The sequence below is a fragment of the Arthrobacter sp. P1_D12 genome, from assembly GCF_056406175.1.
Genome location: NZ_JBFUAR010000025.1, coordinates 69,748 through 87,455, shown reverse-complemented (window position 1 = coordinate 87,455; position 17,708 = coordinate 69,748). Strand labels below are relative to the sequence as shown.

16 protein-coding genes are annotated in these 17,708 nt (G+C 67.0%); 14 read left to right on the top strand and 2 right to left on the bottom strand.

Going from position 1 to position 17,708, the window contains the following annotated elements; genetic code table 11:
- Nucleotides 1–11: 11 nt before the first annotated feature.
- The 5 genes from AC1DZV_RS17725 to AC1DZV_RS17705 all read left to right on the top strand — a co-directional run bounded on the left by AC1DZV_RS17725 (nucleotide 12) and on the right by AC1DZV_RS17705 (nucleotide 5,893).
- The gene (locus AC1DZV_RS17725) at nucleotides 12–713 is read left to right on the top strand and encodes an SCO1664 family protein (protein WP_476954262.1); all 702 of its coding nucleotides are present in this window, start codon (nucleotides 12–14) and stop codon (nucleotides 711–713) included.
- A 120-nt stretch (nucleotides 714–833) separates the two neighbouring features.
- A complete protein-coding gene (gene pdxR, locus AC1DZV_RS17720; protein ID WP_476954261.1) occupies nucleotides 834–2,324 on the top strand; it encodes a MocR-like pyridoxine biosynthesis transcription factor PdxR in 1,491 nt (496 codons plus the stop codon).
- 66 nt (nucleotides 2,325–2,390) lie between these two features.
- Nucleotides 2,391–3,521 (top strand): sugar phosphate isomerase/epimerase family protein, encoded by a 1,131-nt coding sequence (locus AC1DZV_RS17715; protein ID WP_476954260.1) that lies wholly within the window; start codon nucleotides 2,391–2,393, stop codon nucleotides 3,519–3,521.
- A complete protein-coding gene (locus tag AC1DZV_RS17710) occupies nucleotides 3,518–4,828 on the top strand; it encodes an MFS transporter (RefSeq protein WP_476954259.1) in 1,311 nt (436 codons plus the stop codon). The genes AC1DZV_RS17715 and AC1DZV_RS17710 overlap by 4 nt, the downstream gene beginning before the upstream one ends.
- Nucleotides 4,829–5,053: 225 nt before the next feature.
- The gene (locus tag AC1DZV_RS17705; protein WP_476954258.1) at nucleotides 5,054–5,893 is read left to right on the top strand and encodes a hypothetical protein; all 840 of its coding nucleotides are present in this window, start codon (nucleotides 5,054–5,056) and stop codon (nucleotides 5,891–5,893) included.
- Between the two features lie 162 nt (nucleotides 5,894–6,055).
- Here the strand turns inward: AC1DZV_RS17705 and AC1DZV_RS17700 are convergent, their stop codons facing one another.
- A complete protein-coding gene (locus AC1DZV_RS17700; RefSeq protein ID WP_476954257.1) occupies nucleotides 6,056–7,582 on the bottom strand; it encodes a xylulokinase in 1,527 nt (508 codons plus the stop codon).
- Between the two features lie 19 nt (nucleotides 7,583–7,601).
- Entirely contained in the window at nucleotides 7,602–8,792 is a 1,191-nt protein-coding gene (gene xylA / locus AC1DZV_RS17695; protein ID WP_476954256.1) for a xylose isomerase, read from the bottom strand.
- Between the two features lie 224 nt (nucleotides 8,793–9,016).
- Here xylA and AC1DZV_RS17690 point away from each other — a divergent pair, with 224 nt between their 5' ends.
- The 9 genes from AC1DZV_RS17690 (at nucleotide 9,017) to AC1DZV_RS17650 (ending at nucleotide 17,700) form a co-directional block, all read left to right on the top strand.
- Entirely contained in the window at nucleotides 9,017–9,169 is a 153-nt protein-coding gene (locus AC1DZV_RS17690) for a hypothetical protein (protein ID WP_476954255.1), read from the top strand.
- A 10-nt stretch (nucleotides 9,170–9,179) separates the two neighbouring features.
- Complete coding sequence (locus AC1DZV_RS17685) at nucleotides 9,180–10,400, top strand: ROK family transcriptional regulator (protein ID WP_476954254.1); 1,221 nt, start codon at nucleotides 9,180–9,182, stop codon at nucleotides 10,398–10,400.
- A gap of 212 nt (nucleotides 10,401–10,612) precedes the next feature.
- Entirely contained in the window at nucleotides 10,613–11,632 is a 1,020-nt protein-coding gene (locus tag AC1DZV_RS17680; RefSeq protein ID WP_476954253.1) for a VOC family protein, read from the top strand.
- 6 nt (nucleotides 11,633–11,638) lie between these two features.
- Complete coding sequence (locus AC1DZV_RS17675; RefSeq protein WP_476954252.1) at nucleotides 11,639–12,601, top strand: fumarylacetoacetate hydrolase family protein; 963 nt, start codon at nucleotides 11,639–11,641, stop codon at nucleotides 12,599–12,601.
- Entirely contained in the window at nucleotides 12,598–13,641 is a 1,044-nt protein-coding gene (locus tag AC1DZV_RS17670; RefSeq protein WP_028275798.1) for a cyclase family protein, read from the top strand. The genes AC1DZV_RS17675 and AC1DZV_RS17670 overlap by 4 nt, the downstream gene beginning before the upstream one ends.
- A gap of 75 nt (nucleotides 13,642–13,716) precedes the next feature.
- On the top strand, nucleotides 13,717–14,841 hold the full coding sequence (locus tag AC1DZV_RS17665; protein ID WP_476954251.1) for an FAD-dependent monooxygenase: 1,125 nt from the start codon (nucleotides 13,717–13,719) through the stop codon (nucleotides 14,839–14,841).
- Complete coding sequence (locus AC1DZV_RS17660; protein ID WP_476951384.1) at nucleotides 14,838–15,911, top strand: amidohydrolase family protein; 1,074 nt, start codon at nucleotides 14,838–14,840, stop codon at nucleotides 15,909–15,911. The genes AC1DZV_RS17665 and AC1DZV_RS17660 overlap by 4 nt, the downstream gene beginning before the upstream one ends.
- Nucleotides 15,912–15,923: 12 nt before the next feature.
- Nucleotides 15,924–16,922, top strand: a complete 999-nt coding sequence (locus AC1DZV_RS17655) for a fumarylacetoacetate hydrolase family protein (RefSeq protein ID WP_476954250.1) — start codon at nucleotides 15,924–15,926, stop codon at nucleotides 16,920–16,922.
- A gap of 1 nt (nucleotide 16,923) precedes the next feature.
- Nucleotides 16,924–17,700: an SDR family NAD(P)-dependent oxidoreductase gene (locus tag AC1DZV_RS17650; protein WP_476951386.1), complete on the top strand. Its 777-nt coding sequence runs from the start codon at nucleotides 16,924–16,926 to the stop codon at nucleotides 17,698–17,700.
- Nucleotides 17,701–17,708 lie beyond the last annotated feature (8 nt).

Sequence of the window (17,708 nt, the reverse complement as noted above, 5' to 3'; positions counted from 1 at the left end):
TGGGAGGGACAGTGTCCGGCCGAGAGCTGACCCTGCTCGCCGAGGGCCGCGTCGAGCTGCTCGGGCGCATCCCGCGCAGCAGCAACGAGACGTTCCTGGTCCAGGTCTCCTGCTGCGAGGACGAGGGGTACGCGGTCTACAAGCCGGAGGCCGGCGAACGGCCGTTGTCCGATTTCGAGCCCGGACTGTACCGGCGGGAACGCGCCGCCTACCTGCTCAGCGAGTCCCTGTCGTGGGGTCTCGTGCCGCCGACCGTGATCCGCGAGGAAGCCCCGTTGGGGGTCGGGTCCCTGCAGTGGTTCATCGAGTGCGACTTCGGCGAGCATTACTTCACCCTTATCGAAGACGCCCCCGAGACGCACCGCGACCTGGCCCGCATCGCCCTGTTCGACTACGTCGCCAACAACACCGACCGCAAAAGCGGGCACGTGCTGCGCGGCGACGACGGACGGGTCTGGGGCATCGACCACGGACTCTGCTTCTCCGCCGCTTTCAAACTCCGCACCGTGATCTGGGACTTCGCCGGTGAACCCATCCCCGATGCCCTGCTCGAGGACATCGCCCCGCTCGCCGAGGCCACGCCTCCCGAGGTGGCCGAACTCCTCGACGACGACGAGGTCACCGCCCTGCAGCGCCGCGTCCAGCGCCTGCTGCACGCGCGGGTCCTGCCGGTTGACCGCACCGGCATGCGCTACCCGTGGCCCCTCGTTTAGGCACCCGCCCGTCCGGGTGTCCAACGATCCCGCCATCTGCCGCAACGTCCGGACCGACGGCCAGCTGGAATCGGGCCCGTAAAATGGGGCCATGGTGAAATCAGCTCCGCGGTTCGCGGGATGAAGAGCGCTGGTGGCCGACTGCTGGCCGGACTTGAGCTCGACCGCGCAGCGGCTGAGCCTTTGCACCAGCAGCTGTATGCGCAGTTGCGCACCCAGATCCTGACGGGTTCTATGCCGAGCGGAACCCGCTTGCCCTCGACCCGCACACTCGTCACCGAGCTGGGAGTATCGCGGATCACTGTCGTGTCTGCGTTCGAGCAACTCACTGCTGAGGGCTTCCTGCGCTCACGTGCGGGTGACGGCACCTACGTCGACACCCTGTGGAGCGATGCCGCCCCGCAGCGGCCGATGTCCCGGCCGCCGCTGTCCGAACGCGGAGCCGCCACCTCTTCGCGGGGCACCGACCTGTTCAGCGAGGCGCCGCACACGTGGGCGCCGGCCGAGACCGAATCGTTCGTTGCCAGTCAGGTTGCGTCCTCGGCTTTCCCCGCGGCGACCTGGAAGCGCCTGTTGGGGCGCCATGCCGGGCGCACCGATCCGCTTGCGATCGGGTACAGCGATCCCCACGGCTACCGCCCATTGCGGGAAGCGATCGCGGAATACGTCAACGACGTGAGAGCCCTGGGGTGCACGGCGGACCAGGTGGTCGTCACCTCCGGCGCGCAGCAGGCCTTCAACGTGCTGGCGGTTCTCCTGCTCGACGCCGGCGACCCCGTCGTCGTCGAGGACCCGGGACACATCTCCGGACGGCTCGCCTTCCAGTCCCAGGGCTGTCCGGTCCGGGGCGTCCCCGTCGACGACGAGGGAGCAGTCCTCCCGGACGACGACGCGGCTCCGGCACGCCTGGCCTGCCTGACCCCCGCGCGGCAGCATCCGCTCGGCATTGCGATGAGCCCGGGGCGAAGGGCGGAGTGGATCGCGTGGGCGCAACGAAACGGGAGCTGGATCGTCGAGGACGACTGCGACAGCGAGCTGCGCTACCGCGGGAAATTCCTCCCCACCCTGTTCGGGCTCGATTTGAGCAGGCAGGTGATCACTGTGGGCTCCTTCAGCAAGGTGCTCGCGCCGTCGATCCGCCTCGGATACTGCGTACTGCCGGAGGACCTGGTGAAGCCGTTCGCATCCGCATCATCGGTCATCGGCCGCCCGCCCGCGATGGTGCTCCAGATGGCACTCACTGACTTCCTGTCGGAAGGGCATATGCACGCCCACCTTCGCCGCACCCGGCGTCTCTACGCGGCACGTCAGGACGCCCTGCTCGAAGCAATCGATCACCAGTTGAGCCACAGGATTGAAGCCGCCCCGGTCGACGCCGGCCTGCACGTCATGGGTTGGCTCCGTGAACCGGTCGACGATATCGAGGTAGCCAGGGGACTGGCCGCGGGCCGGGTGTACACCTACCCCCTCGGCGAGTACCGGCTCACCCGGCAGCTCCCCCCGGCGCTGCTGATCGGGTTCGCCGGCACCGCGGAAGAGCACATGCCGCAGGCTGTCAGCAGGATGGCCGCCGCGTGGGACCGATGGGAGCGCGTCGCCACAGGTTCCTGAATGGACTTAACGACTATGGCCTTAATGGATCTTTTTTGCGTTCCATTACCGGCGTACAAATGGTGAGTGACATTCGCCACCACCCCTGACACGCCTCCCGAGGAGCCAACGATGCCCCCTGCCGACGCCCAATTTCAGGCGCTCCTGAGATCCCGCCTCAACGATGAGGAGATCGGGTCCCTGCCCCGCCTGACCGACGAGCTGGCCCGGACCCTGATCGAACGGATCGACCGCGCCCCTCTGTTCGCACACGCTTACGCCCTCCTTGGCAACCTGACCTACGGCGGGTACGGGCCCGATGATGTGCTCGACTTCGCGCATCGGCACGGCCTGGCCGGCGCCTGCATCCACCTCCTCGACGGCGAGGAGCGGAGCCTGGGCCGGATGAGCGAGAACAGGCTGCGCGAGTTCGCCGACCGCGCGCGCCACCTGGGCCTGGGGATCCACCTCGAGATCAGCACCACCCTGCGCGCGGACGTGGACGAGGTGGTCCGCATCGCGGGGGTCCTCGGCGTCCAGCACATCCGCGTCTACTCGCGCTTCGAGGGCACGCTCTCGCAGGTGATGACACTGATCGAGCAGGACCTGCGCCGGCTCGCCGTGCTCGCAGACGAGCACGATCTGCACTTCTCCTTCGAGCAGCACGAGGAACTGCGCTCCACCGAGATCGCCGAGTTGCTGGGCCGGGTCTCCCATCCGCGCCTGCACGCCATGTTTGATTTCGGGAACATGATCAATGCCTGCGAGCGCCCGATGGATGCCCTCTCCGCGCTCGCGCCGCACATCCTGCAGGTTCACCTGAAAGGGGTCCATGTTCTTCCCGAGGGGGACGGCTATGGTCACCGCGGCGTGCTGCAGGGAAGCCCTGAAGACGACTTGCCCGGTGCGCGGATGCTCTTCGAGCTCCTGATGCTCGGCGAGGACGAGCCCCAGGTCATCGCCCTGGCCCTCGAACAGGAAAACCTTTACTACGCTCCCGCCTTCCGGCACGCCGGCGAGGGCGCGGACCCGTTCATCCCGTACCGCGATCTGAGCACTACCGGCATCCCGGCCGGATGGACCCGGGATGAACTGCTCGCTGCAGAACCAGGCTGGGCCGACCACCAGGTGGCCTATGTGAAGGATCTGCTGACCTCGCTGCGCAACGTCGCCGTCGCGCAGCTCGACACAACGAACTCTCTGGCAGGTGCACGATGACCACATTGACTCAGACCCCCGGGAAGTCCACGAACCGTGTCGACTGGAGCAAGTGGATCCGCTTCGCCCTGCTCGTCATGGCGGGCGGCACGATCTATAAGCTCGCCAACCTCAAGGACGCGTTCTACGTCCCCATGCAGGAGGCAATGGGCCTCAGCCACACTGAGATCGGCACCCTGCTGAGCGTCAACTCGATGGTCGCGACGGCGCTCTTCATTGTCGGCGGTTACCTCGCCGATCGCTTCTCCACGCGGATCCTCATCCCGCTCGGACTCGTCGGAACCGGAGCGCTGGGCCTGTTCCTCAGCACCTTCCCCGGCTTCAGCACGCTCCTGCTCCTGTTCGCGCTGCTCGCCGTGTGCTCGGACTGCCTGGTCTGGCCCGCGTTGCTGAAGAGCATCCGCCAGCTTGGCGGCTCGAAGGAACAGGGGCGGCTCTTCGGCCTCCTCGAGGGCGGTCGCGGCGTCGTCGACACTGCCGTGGCGTTCTCCGCGCTGGGAATCTTCGTCCTACTCGGTTCGGGTACCGGCGGATTCCGTGCGGCCATTGCCTTCTACGCCATCATTGACGTCGTCGTCGGCGTGCTGTTGTTCCTGCTGCTTCGCAGTCAGCCAAGCAATCAGACAAGCGAGCCGGCGGGCCAGCAGCCCGTGCCGAAGAAGAAGAAGGCCGGCCTCGGCGAAATCTGGCGTGCCGCGAAGCAGCCGCAGCTGTGGTGGGTGAGCTTCACCGTGTTCATGGTGTACGTCGTGTACTGCGGCCTCACCTATTTCATCCCGTATTTGACCTACGTGTACGGGCTGCCTGTCGCGCTGGTCGGCGCCTACGGCATCATCAACCAGTACGGTCTGAAAATCATCGGTGGCCCGCTCGGCGGAGTCCTCGCGGACAAGGTAGTCAAGGGTGCGAGCCGGTACATCCGGTTGGCGTTCCTGTGCCTGATCCCGGTGGTGGCGGTGCTGCTGCTCCTCCCGGCCGATCCGGGCAGCCAGATCCCGGCGATGATCGTGACCCTGCTGTTTTCACTGATCGTCTTCACCATGCGGGGTGTGTTCTGGGCGCCGATGGACGAGGTCGGGATTCCGGAGGAGACCAGCGGCACGGCTTTCGGAATCGCTTGCCTGGTCGGCTATGCACCAGGGATGTTCGCTTTCATCGTCTACGGGGCAATCCTCGACGCGAATCCGGGAGCCGGCGGTTACCACATCGTGTTCCTCGTGCTCGCGGCCCTCGCCCTCGTGGGAGCGGCCGTGTCCAGCGGGCTCGTGCGGGCCGCCCGGGCCCGACGGACTGCGGCGGAGGTCTGATCGTTTACCGGACTCTTTACCGGACGGCGGCGGGGCTTCCGCCGTCGTCCGCTGGCGTTTGGGCGAAGGCGACTACAGTGCGGGCCAGCCGGCGTCTGAGGCGTGGATGGCGCCGATCATCTACCGTGAAGCGTCTCAAATTTTTACGCAGGCAGCCAGGAGCCACCCGCCAGCAGGGTAAAGTTATCTGTTCGTAACATTTATCTGACTGAAATGTGTTTGAAGATGCCTGCAGACTCCGCTATTGAAGACAAGCCGAAACAGCTCCTCGGGCTAAGTGGCACCCAGACTATTGGATCGGCGTTGGCCGCTGTGACCTCTGCCTTGGTGGGGTCCTTTCTTGGCGTTGCCGGGACTCTTATTGGCGCCGCACTCGGCTCCATCGTTGCCACGGTGGGCGCCGCCCTGTATGCCCGGACACTCAGTTCGGCCGCCACCGTGGCAATGACGAAAATCCCAAAGCGACGCCGGGGTGGACTGCCCGCTGACGACGCCGGCGTGCTGGCCGCCAGCGCCCCGGCCGGGAGCGACGGACCTCGAGCCAAACGGCTGAAGAGGCAGTTCACACCGAAGACCTGGATCAAGGTCGGGGCGGTCAGCGCTGCCGCATTCGTGATCGCGATGGTCGGTGTCACTGCGGTCGAATTCGGAACCAATAAGCCCATCTCCAGCCTTGTCTCGTCGGCGTCGAGCATCGAGGGCGGTGCGACCGGACCCACGACGACGCTGGGCACGGCCCTGGGCGGCACTCCGACTGCCCCGGACAAAACGGACGCATCCACCAAGGACGTGAAGGAAGGACCTGGGCAAGTTGAGCAAGTGCCTGCGAAAGTCGAGGAAGGCGCCAACAAAGTAGATGGCCTGACCACGGACGGTAGCACCAGTGGCGCGGACAGCGGCTCGGCCGGAACCGCAGTGCCGGGAGCCGGCGCACCAAGCGACAGCACGCCAGCGGACGTCGCCCCCGAAACCGGCCAGAGCCCGGAGCCTGCCCCTGCAACTGAACCGACCCCGCAGCCCGAGGTGTCCTCGGATTCGGGATCGGCCGGGCAGCCCGCACCGTAATGGTGATGATAGGGATCAAGGACCGATAGGCACCTGTTAGGGATGGCGGGGCCGGGCGGCGGTGTTGTGGCGGCTAACTCAGCCGACGAGGACCACCGTATTCTCAGCGGTCAGCCGGCATTTCGTTACCCCGATGAAGCAAAGGCATTCATGAGCTCCGGCTCAGTTGCCGGGGTCTACGCGACTGCTCGCCCGCAGGTAGTTTTGCATAATGGCCGGGTGGAAGTCCGGGGCGGGTGCGGCGTCCACCGCGACCGGCCAGGCCGGCCGGTTGCCGCTGGAGGCCCAGGCTGCCTGGACGGCAGCCCCCCGGGCCACGTACTCCCCCGGGTTCGGGACCACGACCGGCAGGTCGAAGACCTGGGCTGCGATGGCCTGCACCGCGGGGTTCTGCACGGCGCCGCCGATCAGCAGGAGCCGTGTTGCCGCGCCGCCTTGCGCCCGCAGGGCTTCCAGGCCGCCGGACAGCCCGCAGAGCATGCCTTCGATGGCGGCCCGGGCCAGGTTGCTCCTGGTGCTGGAGGCAATGCTGAGCCCGTGGAAGCTGGCCTTGGCGTGGGGCAGGTTGGGCGTGCGCTCACCTTCGAAATACGGCACCAGCACCACGCCGCCGGCGCCGGGTTCGGCGCCCAGGGCAAGTCGCGCAAGTTCGTCGAAGTCCACGCCCAGGATGCCGGCCACGGAGCCGAGCACGCGCGCGGCATTGAGTGTGACGGCGATGGGCAGGTATTCTCCGCTGGCGTCCGCGAAGCACGCCACCGTTCCGCTGGGATCGGCAACGGCCCGCGAGGCCACCGAGAACACCGTGCCGCTGGTGCCGACAGACACCACCACGTCACCGGGTTCGGCCCCCAGACCGAGGGCGGCGGCCGCGTTGTCCCCGGCGCCGGCACCGAGGAGAATGCGGTGCCCGGGTCCGGCCGGGCTTGATCCGGACTGGCCGGGCAGCTTGGTCGCGGGTCCGAAGCAGCCGGGGTGAACCCCCCCGGCGGCGTCCCCGGGGCGAAGCACCCGCGGCAGAACCACGGTGCCTGGATCCCGGTGCCCGGCACCCCCGCTGGCCTCCCTGGCGTCCCGGCCGAAGGCCAGTTTGAACAGCTCCAGATCGTATTCGCCGGCCGAAGGGCTCCAGTATCCGGTGCCGCTGGCATCGGAGCGGTCGGTGGTGAGCTGGTCCAGGTCCGGGCCCAGCGGGCTGGCTGCTGCCGGGCCGTAACCGCGGAGCCGCCAGGTCAGCCAGTCGTGGGGCAGCGCAACAGCCGCCACCCGGTCCGCCAGGTCCGGTTCGTGGTCCCGGACCCAGCGGATCTTGGTGATGGTGAAGGAGGCCACCGGGACCAGCCCGGTCCTGCGGGCAAAGTCCTCCGCCCCCACTTCGTCGGTGAGAGCGGCCGCTGCCGACGCCGATCGGGTGTCGTTCCACAGCAGCGCCGGGCGCACTACGTTGCCGTCGTGGTCCAGCAGCACCATGCCGTGCTGCTGGCCCCCCACCGAGAGCGCGCTGACGTCCGCCAGCCCGCCGGCGTCGTCGAACGCCGCTGACAAGGCCCGCCACCAGTGGTCCGGGTGGACTTCCGTTCCGTCCGGGTGGGCGGTCCGGCCCTCGCGGACCAGCGTGCCGGTGCCGGCGTCGAGGACCACCACTTTGCAGCTTTGGGTGGAGGAGTCGACGCCGGCAACAAGTGTCATGGGAGCAGCCGTCACGGTCTTAGCGGGCGCCGAGCAGGTGCTCGATGAAGAGCTGCTGCAGCTTCACGAAGCCGAAGCCCTTGCCGCCGAAGTAGGCGCCGGCGTCGAAGTCCTCGTAGGAGGCGCGGTCGGCGCGGAGCTGTTCGTAGCCTTCGCCCGGATTGAGGGTGGGTTCGTTGATTTCCGCCACGCGGGAGGCCTGCAGCGCGGCCTGGACCTCGGGGTCGGCGCGGAAAGCCTTGGCGCGTTCCTTGAGCAGCAGGTAGGTCTGCATGTTGGCGGCCGCGGAGTCCCATACGCCGTCGATGTCCTCGGTGCGGCTGGGCTTGTAGTCGAAGTGGCGCGGGCCGTCGTAGGCCGGTCCGCCGTCGGGGCCGCCGTTTTCGAGCAGGTCCACGAGGGAGAACGCGTTCTGCAGGTCGCCGTGGCCGAACACCAGGTCCTGGTCGAACTTGATGCTGCGCTGGCCGTTGAGGTCGATGTGGAAGAGCTTGCCCTGGTAGAGCGCCTGGGCGATGCCGTGGGTGAAGTTCAGTCCGGCCATCTGCTCGTGCCCGGTCTCGGGGTTGATGCCCACCAGTTCGGGGCGCTCGAGGGTTTCGATGAACGCCAGGGCGTGGCCCAGGGTGGGCAGGAGGATGTCGCCGCGGGGTTCGTTGGGCTTGGGCTCGATGGCGAACCGGATGTTGTAGCCGTTGTCCGTGACGTAGTCGCCCAGCAGGTTCACGGCTTCGCGGTAGCGTTCCAGCGCGCCGCGGATGTCCTTCGCGGCGTCGTATTCGCTGCCTTCGCGGCCGCCCCACATGACGAAGGTTTCCGCACCCAGCTCGGCGGCGAGGTCAATGTTGTCCAGGACCTTGCGCAGGGCGAAGCGCCGGACGCCGCGGTCGTTGCTGGTGAAGCCGCCGTCCTTGAAGACGGGGTGGCTGAAGAGGTTGGTGGTGACCATCGGGACGATCATGCCGGTGGCCTTCAGCGCACCTGTGAGCCGGTCGATTTCGCGCTGGCGGTCGGCCGCGGAGCAGCCGAAGGGAAAGAGGTCGTTGTCGTGGAAGGTGATGCCGTAGGCGCCGAGGTCGCTGAGCCTGTTGACGGCTTCGACCGTATCCAGCGGCGGGCGGGTGGCGGAACCGAACTGGTCCTGGGCCTCCCAGCCCACCGTCCAGAGGCCGAAGGAAAACTTGTCGTCACGGGTGGGCTGAATCGCCATTGAATGCTCCGAAGGTAGGGGTGGCTGCTGTTGCGCGGCTGGCGGGGAAACCAGCGGGAATTGTTCTAGACCCAAACATATTATGAATTTTGTCGGTGTCAACCCCCGCTAGCGCGGAATGGGTACCCGGCTCTGGCGCTGCGGGTGAGTGGATGTTAAGTTGTGCATAACAGCAATTTGGGCGGCAGATCTAGCAATGAGGCCCTTGAGGGAAGGAATCCACCGTGATTGATCAGATGGTGGCTGAACGCGATTGGCCGGAAAGCCTCAGCTCCGAAACCCATCCGTGCACTGCGTCGGAACCGCAAGACCTCCGGCTGGATTCGGATGGGAAATTCCGCAACGCCTTCCTGAACTGCACGGTGGCCGGCCGCTGATAGTGTCACGATGATGCCTCCACGTACTCTTGCTTCCGCGGCGGCGAGGGAGCCGGATCCGTCCCGCCGCAACAATTTGTCGCTGCTGACCTCCCTCGTCCACCACCACGGCGTCCTCAGCCGTGCCCAACTGACCCGGCACACGGGACTGAACCGTTCCACCGTCGGGACGCTGATCGGACAGCTCGTTGCGTTGGGCCTGGTCTATGAAACGGCGCGCGCCGGTGAAGGGCAGGTCGGCAGGCCGAGTCCGGACGTCCATCCGAGCCCGTCGGTCGCGGCGTTGGCAGTCAACCCAGAGATCGACGCCGTCACTATCGGCCTGGTCAGTCTCGGGGGGAAGGTGCAAAAGAAGATCCGCTTCGACACTGAACGGATTCCGAGCGCCCGCGAAGCGGTGAATATCGCATCGGCTGTTATCGCCGGGATGCGCTCCGAGCTGGATGCGTCCTACCGGATCACGGGCATTGGCATGGCCGTGCCGGGCCTGGTCAACCGCGACGACGGCGTGGTCCGGCACGCTCCGCACCTGGGCTGGCGGAACGAGCCGGTCGCCCGAATGCTGAGCGAAGCCACCGGCTATCCGTGCCAGGCCGCGAACGACGCCTCCCTCGGCGCCGAAGCGGAGCTGATTTTCGGCGCCGGCGCCGGGCAGGGGAACCTGATCTACCTCAACGGCGGCGCCAGCGGCATCGGCGGCGGAATCATCTCCGACGGGCAATTGCTCAGGGGGGCCTCCGGCTACGCCGGGGAGATCGGCCATACCTTTGTCCGCTCCGGAGGAAAGAGCTGCCACTGCGGCGCCACGGGCTGCCTGGAAACCGAAGTCTCCCAGTCCCGCCTCCTCGAACTGGCCGGCCTAAGCCGCGGCGACACCGCCGACCTCGAAAAGGCGCTGGCGACCAGCAGCAGTGCTGAGGTGAACGACGAAGTGGCACGTCAGCTCATGTTCCTGGACATAGCCCTGCGCAATGCCGTGAACATTTTCAACCCCGAGGCGATCGTCCTGGACGGTTTCCTGGGAACGCTGTACGCCCTCGCACCGGAGTCGGCGGACGGAGTGCTGCTCTCCCAGGCAATGGACGGCCCCGCCGGCCAGGTCGAGATCTACCGTGCAGCGCTCGGTTCTGACCTGATGATGATCGGGGCCGCGGAGCTGGCGTTTACCCCCTTCCTGGCCGACCCCGCGGGCCTCGGCACAACCACCCGCACCGCGCCCGCGGCGGGCTAGGAACTCCGGCACTGGTTCACCCGGCACTGGTTCAAAAGCCGGAGCAGCGGGTACGGCATTGCGCGCGGATCGACCACTCAGGCCAGGTATCTGCCATACAAATAGGTGGCATCAGGAAACGCCTCTTCACCGAATACCTCTTTTGCCTCAGTCTGGTTACTAGACCTGCAGCGACCCCACTCAAGGCAATCAGTACTTAGAAGGAATTCAACGTGGAAACTCCCCTCTCCCATCTTGCCCACCTCGAGATCACCACCCCCGACGTCGAAGCCTCGGCACGGTTCTACGAGGAAAAGTTCGGCATGCGCATCATCGACCGCGTGGACGGCAACGTCTACCTGCGCTGCTGGGGTGACTACTACCGCTACAGCCTGGTCCTCACCGAAGGTCCGGAAGCTTCCCTGGGCCGGATGGCCTGGCGCGCCAACTCCCAAGCCGCCCTGGAAGCCGCAGCCCAGCGCGTCGAAGCAACCGGCGTCCAGGGCAGCTGGACCGTCGGCGGCCACGGCTACGGCAAGGCCTACGAATTCACCGGCCCCTATGGCCACCCCATGCGCCTCTTCTTCGACGTTGAGAAGTTCGTGGCTGAGCCCGGTTTTGAATCCACCTACCCGGACCGGCCGGAGCGCCGCAGCAGCCATGCCGCAGCGCCCCGCTTCCTGGACCACGTCACCGTGGCCTCCTCCGATGTCCGCGGCTTCGCCAAGTGGTACAACGAGGCCCTGGGCTTCCGCGTGATGGCGTTCGTGGACCTGGACGAGGCACCCATCACCGTCTTCTCCGTGCTCACGACCAACGAAAAGTCCCACGACCTGGGCGTGGTCCTGGACACCTCCAGCCGCGCGGGACGCGTCAACCACATCGCCTTCTGGGTGGACGCCACCGAAGACCTGCTCCGCACCGCGGACGTCATGATGGAAAACGGCACCGCCATGGAATACGGCCCCTCCATCCACGGCGTGGGCGAGCAGAACTTCCTCTACTTCCGCGACCCGTCAGGCCTGCGCGTCGAGCTCAACTCCGGCGGATACCGCAACTACGTCCCGGACTGGGAAGCCAACACCTGGAAGCCCTCCGAGGGCTCCAACAACTTCTACAAGAACGGCGCCATGCCGCACTCCATGACCGAATCCTTCCCTCCCGCGGAAGGCTTTACCGCCACCGAAGAAGGCGCGTCCCCGGAGATGAAAGAAGCCCTCCTGAACCCCTACGCCAAGCAGGGACGGGGCTAGGACACCATGGCCGAAACACAATATGCACTCATCCGGTTCCAGGAGACCGGTGACAGCAAGGCCCGCGCGGGCCTGCTGGTCGGCGACCGCGTCCTGCCGCTGGATGGGGAGATCAACGCCCTGATCGAGCACTGGGACACGACCGAGAGCCAGCTGGACGCCATCGCCGCATCGGCCGGCGAGGATACCGGCCTGGCAATGGCCGACATCGAGGTCCTCGCCCCGGTAGAGCCTGTCCAGGTCCTTCAGACCGGCGCCAACTACCGCAAGCACGTCATCGACCTCGCTGCAGCCCACCGCGAACCCGGCCAGGACGAGGACGAAGTCCGGGACCGGACCGCCGCGATGATGGACAAGCGCGCGGGTCAGGGAACGCCGTACTTCTTCATCGGGCTCCCGACGGCGATCGCGTCCGCCACGGACGACCTCACCCTGCCTGCCTACTCCAAGTCCCACGACTGGGAACTTGAACTGGCCGCGGTGATCGGCAGGACGGCGTTCCGGGTCACCCCCGAGGAAGCCCTGGACTACGTCTTCGGCTACACCATGGTCAACGACATCACAACCCGTGAGTACGTGTTCCGCAAGGACATGCCAGCGATCGGCTCGGACTGGTACCGCGCCAAGAACGCCCCCGGCTTCCTGCCCACCGGACCGCTGCTGGTACCCGCCAAGTTCTTCGGCGACCCGCAGGACGTCCAGGTCACGCTGAAGCTCAACGGCAGGGCAATGCAGGACGAGTCCACCTCAGACATGATCTTCGGTGTCGCCAAGCTGATCAGCGAGGCCTCCCAGATCATGCCGCTGCGCCCGGGAGACCTGGTGCTCACCGGAAGCCCCGCCGGCAACGGCCAGCACTGGGGAAGGCTGCTCCGGGACGGCGACGTCATGGAGGGCACCATTACGGGCCTGGGCACCCAGCTCATCCACTGCGAGGACGAAGTTGTCACTGAAGGCAGCCAGCAGTGACCAGCCAGGACACAGCACCAACCACCACCGGCACCGGGGAATCAGCCACCGATTCCCCGGTCATCCGGCGTGACGATCCGCTCGGCAGCATCCGCGCCATGGCCGAATCCCACAACAACTGGGGCCGCTGGGGCCAGGACGACGTACTTGGGACCCTGAACTTCATCGACGCGGACAAGCGCATTGAAGCAGCAGCCCTGGTAAAGACGGGCGAGGCCTTCTCGCTGTCCCAGCCGTTCGACACCAACGGACCGCAGAAAGGCTGGCGGCGGCGCACCAACCCTGTCCACACCATGACCGATACCGGGGTGGACGCCGAACGCGGCAACCAGGGCTTCCCGCACGGCTTCGGCGGCGCGGACGACGTCATTGCCATGCCGCTGCAGTGCTCCACCCAGTGGGACGGCCTCGGCCACATCTTCGACCAGGGCAAGGCCTGGAACGGCCGCGCCGCAGGGGACGTGGTCACCTCCGAAGGCGACCTGGTCACCGGCATCGAAACCGCCGCGGCCAAGATCGTCACCCGCGGCGTCCTGCTGGACGTCGGCCGCGCGCTCGGACCCGAACTGGGAAGGAACGACGGCGAGCTGCCGGACGGTTTCGCCATCACCCCCGAACACCTCCAGCGGACCATCGACCTGCAGGGCCCCAGCTCAAAGGTTGGCCGGGGCGACATCCTGGTGATCCGCACCGGACAGCACACCCGGGTGCGCCGCGACGGCTGGGGCGACTACGCCGGCGGCTCAGCCCCCGGGCTGTCCTTCAGCACCGCACCCTGGCTTCACCGCAGTGAAATCGCGGGGATCGCCACGGACACCTGGGGTTTCGAGGTCCGGCCCAACGAGTTCGACGGCGCCTTCCAGCCCCTCCACCAGATCGCCATCCCCAACCTCGGACTGTTCCTCGGCGAAATGTGGGACCCGGACGGCCTCGCGGAGGCTTGCGCGGCAGACGGCAGGTACGACTTCCTGCTCACCGCGGCGCCCCTGCCCATTACCGGCGCCGTCGGATCGCCCGTCAACCCGATCGCCCTCCGGTAAACACCGTCGGGTAGCTTTCAGTACAACAGCACCACAACCATCATCAGTCACGCCGTCAATACAAAGGAGTCAGCGATGGCAGCAGTACAGAACGTCGGAATCGTCGGGGCGGGAGCCGCGGGACTGACCGCCGCCATCCTGCTGGCCGACGCGGGAATCCAGGTTGAAATCCTGGAGAAGGCCGATGCCCCGCAAACCCTTGGCTCTGGAATCACGTTGCAGGGGAACGCCCTGCGGGTCCTCCGCCAGCTGGGTGTCTGGGAGCAAATCGAGGCGAAGGGCTACGCGTTCAGCACCCTCGGCCTGCGCGCCCCGGACCCCGCCGGCACCGTCATCGCCGTGTTGGATGACATGCGGACCGGCGGTGACGATCTCCCAGCCACCCTGGGCATGTACCGCCCCGACCTCACCGCCATCCTCCGCGAGCGTGCCGGGCGGGCAGGCGCGCGGATCAGCTACGGCAAGACGGTCACCGAAATAACGGACGACGGCGGTTCCGTCACCGTGAGCACCGCCGACGGCGGCACCGCCCGCTACGACCTCCTGATCGGCGCCGACGGCCTGCACTCAGCTGTCCGCAAGGCCATCGGCATCGATGGTGAACCCCGGTCCACGGGCATGGGCATCTGGCGCGCGTTCGTGGAACGGCCGCAGGACGTGGTCCGCACCGACCTGACGTACGGCGGGCCTTGCTTTATTGCCGGCTACTGCCCCACCGGCCCGGACACCATCTATGCCTACCTCGTGGAAAGGGCCCAGGAGCGCAAGCACGAGGACGGCCCCCGCATTATGGCCGAACTCGCCGCAGCCTACGGCGGCCCGTGGAACGAGATCCGCGCCAACCTGGACCAGAGCGCCCGTATCAACTACACGTGGTTCACTACCCACCTGGTGGACGGGCCGTGGAACCGCGGCCGCACCGTCATCATCGGCGACGCCGCCCACAGCTGCCCGCCGACCATCGCGCAAGGTGCTGCCATGGCAATGGAAGACGCAGCCGTGCTGGCCGATATCCTGATCGGCGCCGACGACATTACCGAGACGCTCTGGAAAGAGTTCACCGACCGCCGACTGGACCGGGCAAAAGCAGTGGTCGACGCCTCCGTCCAGCTGGGCCAGTGGATGCTCGACGGCGTCCGGGAAGCCAACGTACCGGGCCTCATGCATTCAGTCTCCAGCTTGGTTAGGGAGCCCGCATGAGCACCGGCCGTGCTGAAAATCCGACCGTGGACGTCCACGCCCACATCCTGCTTCCGGCCCTGCAGCAATTGGTGGCCGAAGCTGATCCCGAGGGCTTCGGCGCTCAACAGGCCCTGGAAGTCCGGCGTAACGGACCAGAGTCGATGGCCGCTTCGGGAAAGATGATCAAGGAGCGCTGGCCGCAGCTGACGGACCTGGACCGCCGTCTTGCGGACATGGACGCCCAAGGCGTGGACGTGCAGCTGGTTTCGCCGTCGCCGTCGCACTTCTACTATTTCGCCGCGGAAGAGCTGGCCCTGCAGGTTGCCAAGGCTGCCAACCAGGCGGTGCGGGAGTTAGTGGACCGCGCCCCCGAACGGCTGAACGGCCTGGGCCTGGTCCCGCTGCAGCACCCTTCCTTGATGGTCGAAGCCCTGGAACACGCCATGCTGGAGTGCGGGTTGCTAGGCGTGGAAATCGGCTCGTTCGCCGCCACCCCCGCCGACCCGGGGCGCAGCACCGTTGAGCTCTCCGACCCCAGGCTGGAGCCGTTCTGGAGCCGGGCCGAGGAGCTTGGTGCTCTGGTCTTCCTGCACCCGTTCGGGTGCTCGCTGGACGAGCGGCTGGACCGCTTCTACCTCGCCAACACCGTCTCCCAGCCCGCGGAAAATGCGGTGGCTCTGTCCCACCTGATTTTCAGCGGGGTCCTGGACCGGCACCCGGATCTCAAAGTTCTGGCCGCGCACGGCGGCGGCTACCTTCCCACCAGCCTTGGCCGCTCCGATCACGCCTGGCGGGTCCGGCCGGAGGCACACGGCTGCGCTGAGCCGCCGTCGTCGTATGTGAAGAAGCTGTTCTTCGACTCCCTGGTCCACAGCCCGGCCGAACTGCGGGCCCTCGTGGCCGCCGCTGGCCCGGGGCAGGTGCTGCTCGGCTCGGACTACCCGTTCGACATGGGCTCCGACCGCCCCGCGGCCGAGGTCATCGCGGCACAGCTTTCCGCCGAGGACGAGGCCAGGGTGCTGTCCGGCAACGCTGCTGCCCTGGGCATCACCCCCGCCTCGGCCCTCACTGCCCGCCGCACAGCCTAAGGAAGAATTTTCATGGTCAAGATCGCACGCTGGAATCACGACGGCGGGACGCAGTCCGGCTTCGTCGACGGCGGAACCTGCTACGCCCTCCCCGCCGGCCACACGGTCCAGATGCTCCTGGACGCCGGGCTCGAGGAGACGCTGGGTGTGGCCCGGCGGATCATCGGGTCTGGCCCGGCCGTTCCGCTGGCGGACGTGCAGCTGCTCGCCCCACTGGCGCCCGCCACCATCCGGGATTTTGTCGCGTTCGAGGAACACGTCGAAGGCGTGCGGAAGAGCATCGACGGCGTGGCCGGCGTGGTGCCCGAATGGTACGAGGCGCCCACCTTTTACTTCACCAACCCGCATACGGTGACCGGCACCGGTGAGGTGATTGGTATTCCGGCGGGCTGCGAGGATCTGGACTTTGAAACCGAAGTCGCCGCCGTCGTCGGGCGCGTCCCCGGAAGCGACGGCCGGAACCTGACTGCAGCGGAGGCGCACCGGCACATCCTCGGCTACACCGTCCTCAACGACTGGTCGGCGCGGGACCTGCAGCGCCGGGAGATGAAGGTCAGTCTCGGCCCGTGCAAGGGAAAGGATTTCGCCAATACCCTGGGGCCCTGGATTGTCACCGCGGATGAGTTCGAGGACCTGCACGACGCCGAGGGGTTCCTGCCGATCTCCATGGCCGTGGAAGTCAACGGGAAAGCCATCGGCCAGGACCTGCTGTCCAACATGGGCTGGCCGTTCGCCGAGCTCGTGGCCTACGCCTCGCAGGATTCCGTGGTCGGGCCCGGCGATGTGCTGGGCTCCGGCACCTGCGGCAGCGGTTGCCTCGCGGAGCTCTGGGGACGGAACGGCGCGAAGACTCCCCCGCCGCTGAAGACGGGAGACGTGGTCCGCATGACGGTGGAAGGCATCGGGACAATCGAGAACACGGTAGGTGAACGCCGCAACGCCGGGACTCTGGTGCGTGCCCGGCAGCGTCCGCGCAACCGGGTTGCCTTTACGGTTCCTTCCGGGACGTAGGGTGGTCTCCCTTCAGCTCGATGGCCGGACCGTGGTGGTCACCGGCGCCGGCCAGGGCCAGGGCGCTGCCGAGGCGCGCATGCTGGTGGAAGCCCGGGCCCGCGTCATTGCCACAGACCTCGCAGGGGACATGCCAGCCGAGCTGGCCGCCGTGTCATCGGCTTCGGCCGGTGCGCTGGTGTACCGTCAGCTGGACGTCCGCGATGCCTCCGGCTGGTCCGATCTCGCGCACTGGATACAGACCAAGGGGTGGCAGGTGGACGGGCTGGTCAACAATGCAGGCATCACCCAGCGGAGCCGGTTGCTGGATGCCTCTGTGGCTGACCTGCAGCGCGTCTATGAAGTCAATGTCGCCGGAAGCCTGCTGGGAATCCAGGCGCTCGCACCGCTGATGGGCAGTGCCGCATCCATCGTCAATGTCGGTTCCGTCGCGGGCCTGACCGCGCACTATCCGGTGGCCTACACCGCCAGCAAGTGGGCGTTGCGGGGACTCTCGCAGGTCGCCGCCATGGAACTCGGCCCGCGGGGGATCCGCGTTAATACTGTCCATCCGGGCTTCATCGAAACGCCCATGACGGCGAGCGCCAAGCCCGAATTCAGGCAGGCCACCCTGGCAGAGACCCCGCTGGGCCGCACTGGAAGCGTGGAGGAAGTGGCCGGCGTCGTGCTGTTCCTCCTCAGCCCGCTCTCGTCCTTCGTGACCGGTGCCGAGATCCCGGTGGACGGCGGCCAGTCGGGCCACGGCGGAGCAAAGTCTGTCTCCGACGCCATGCGCTGACGCGGCGC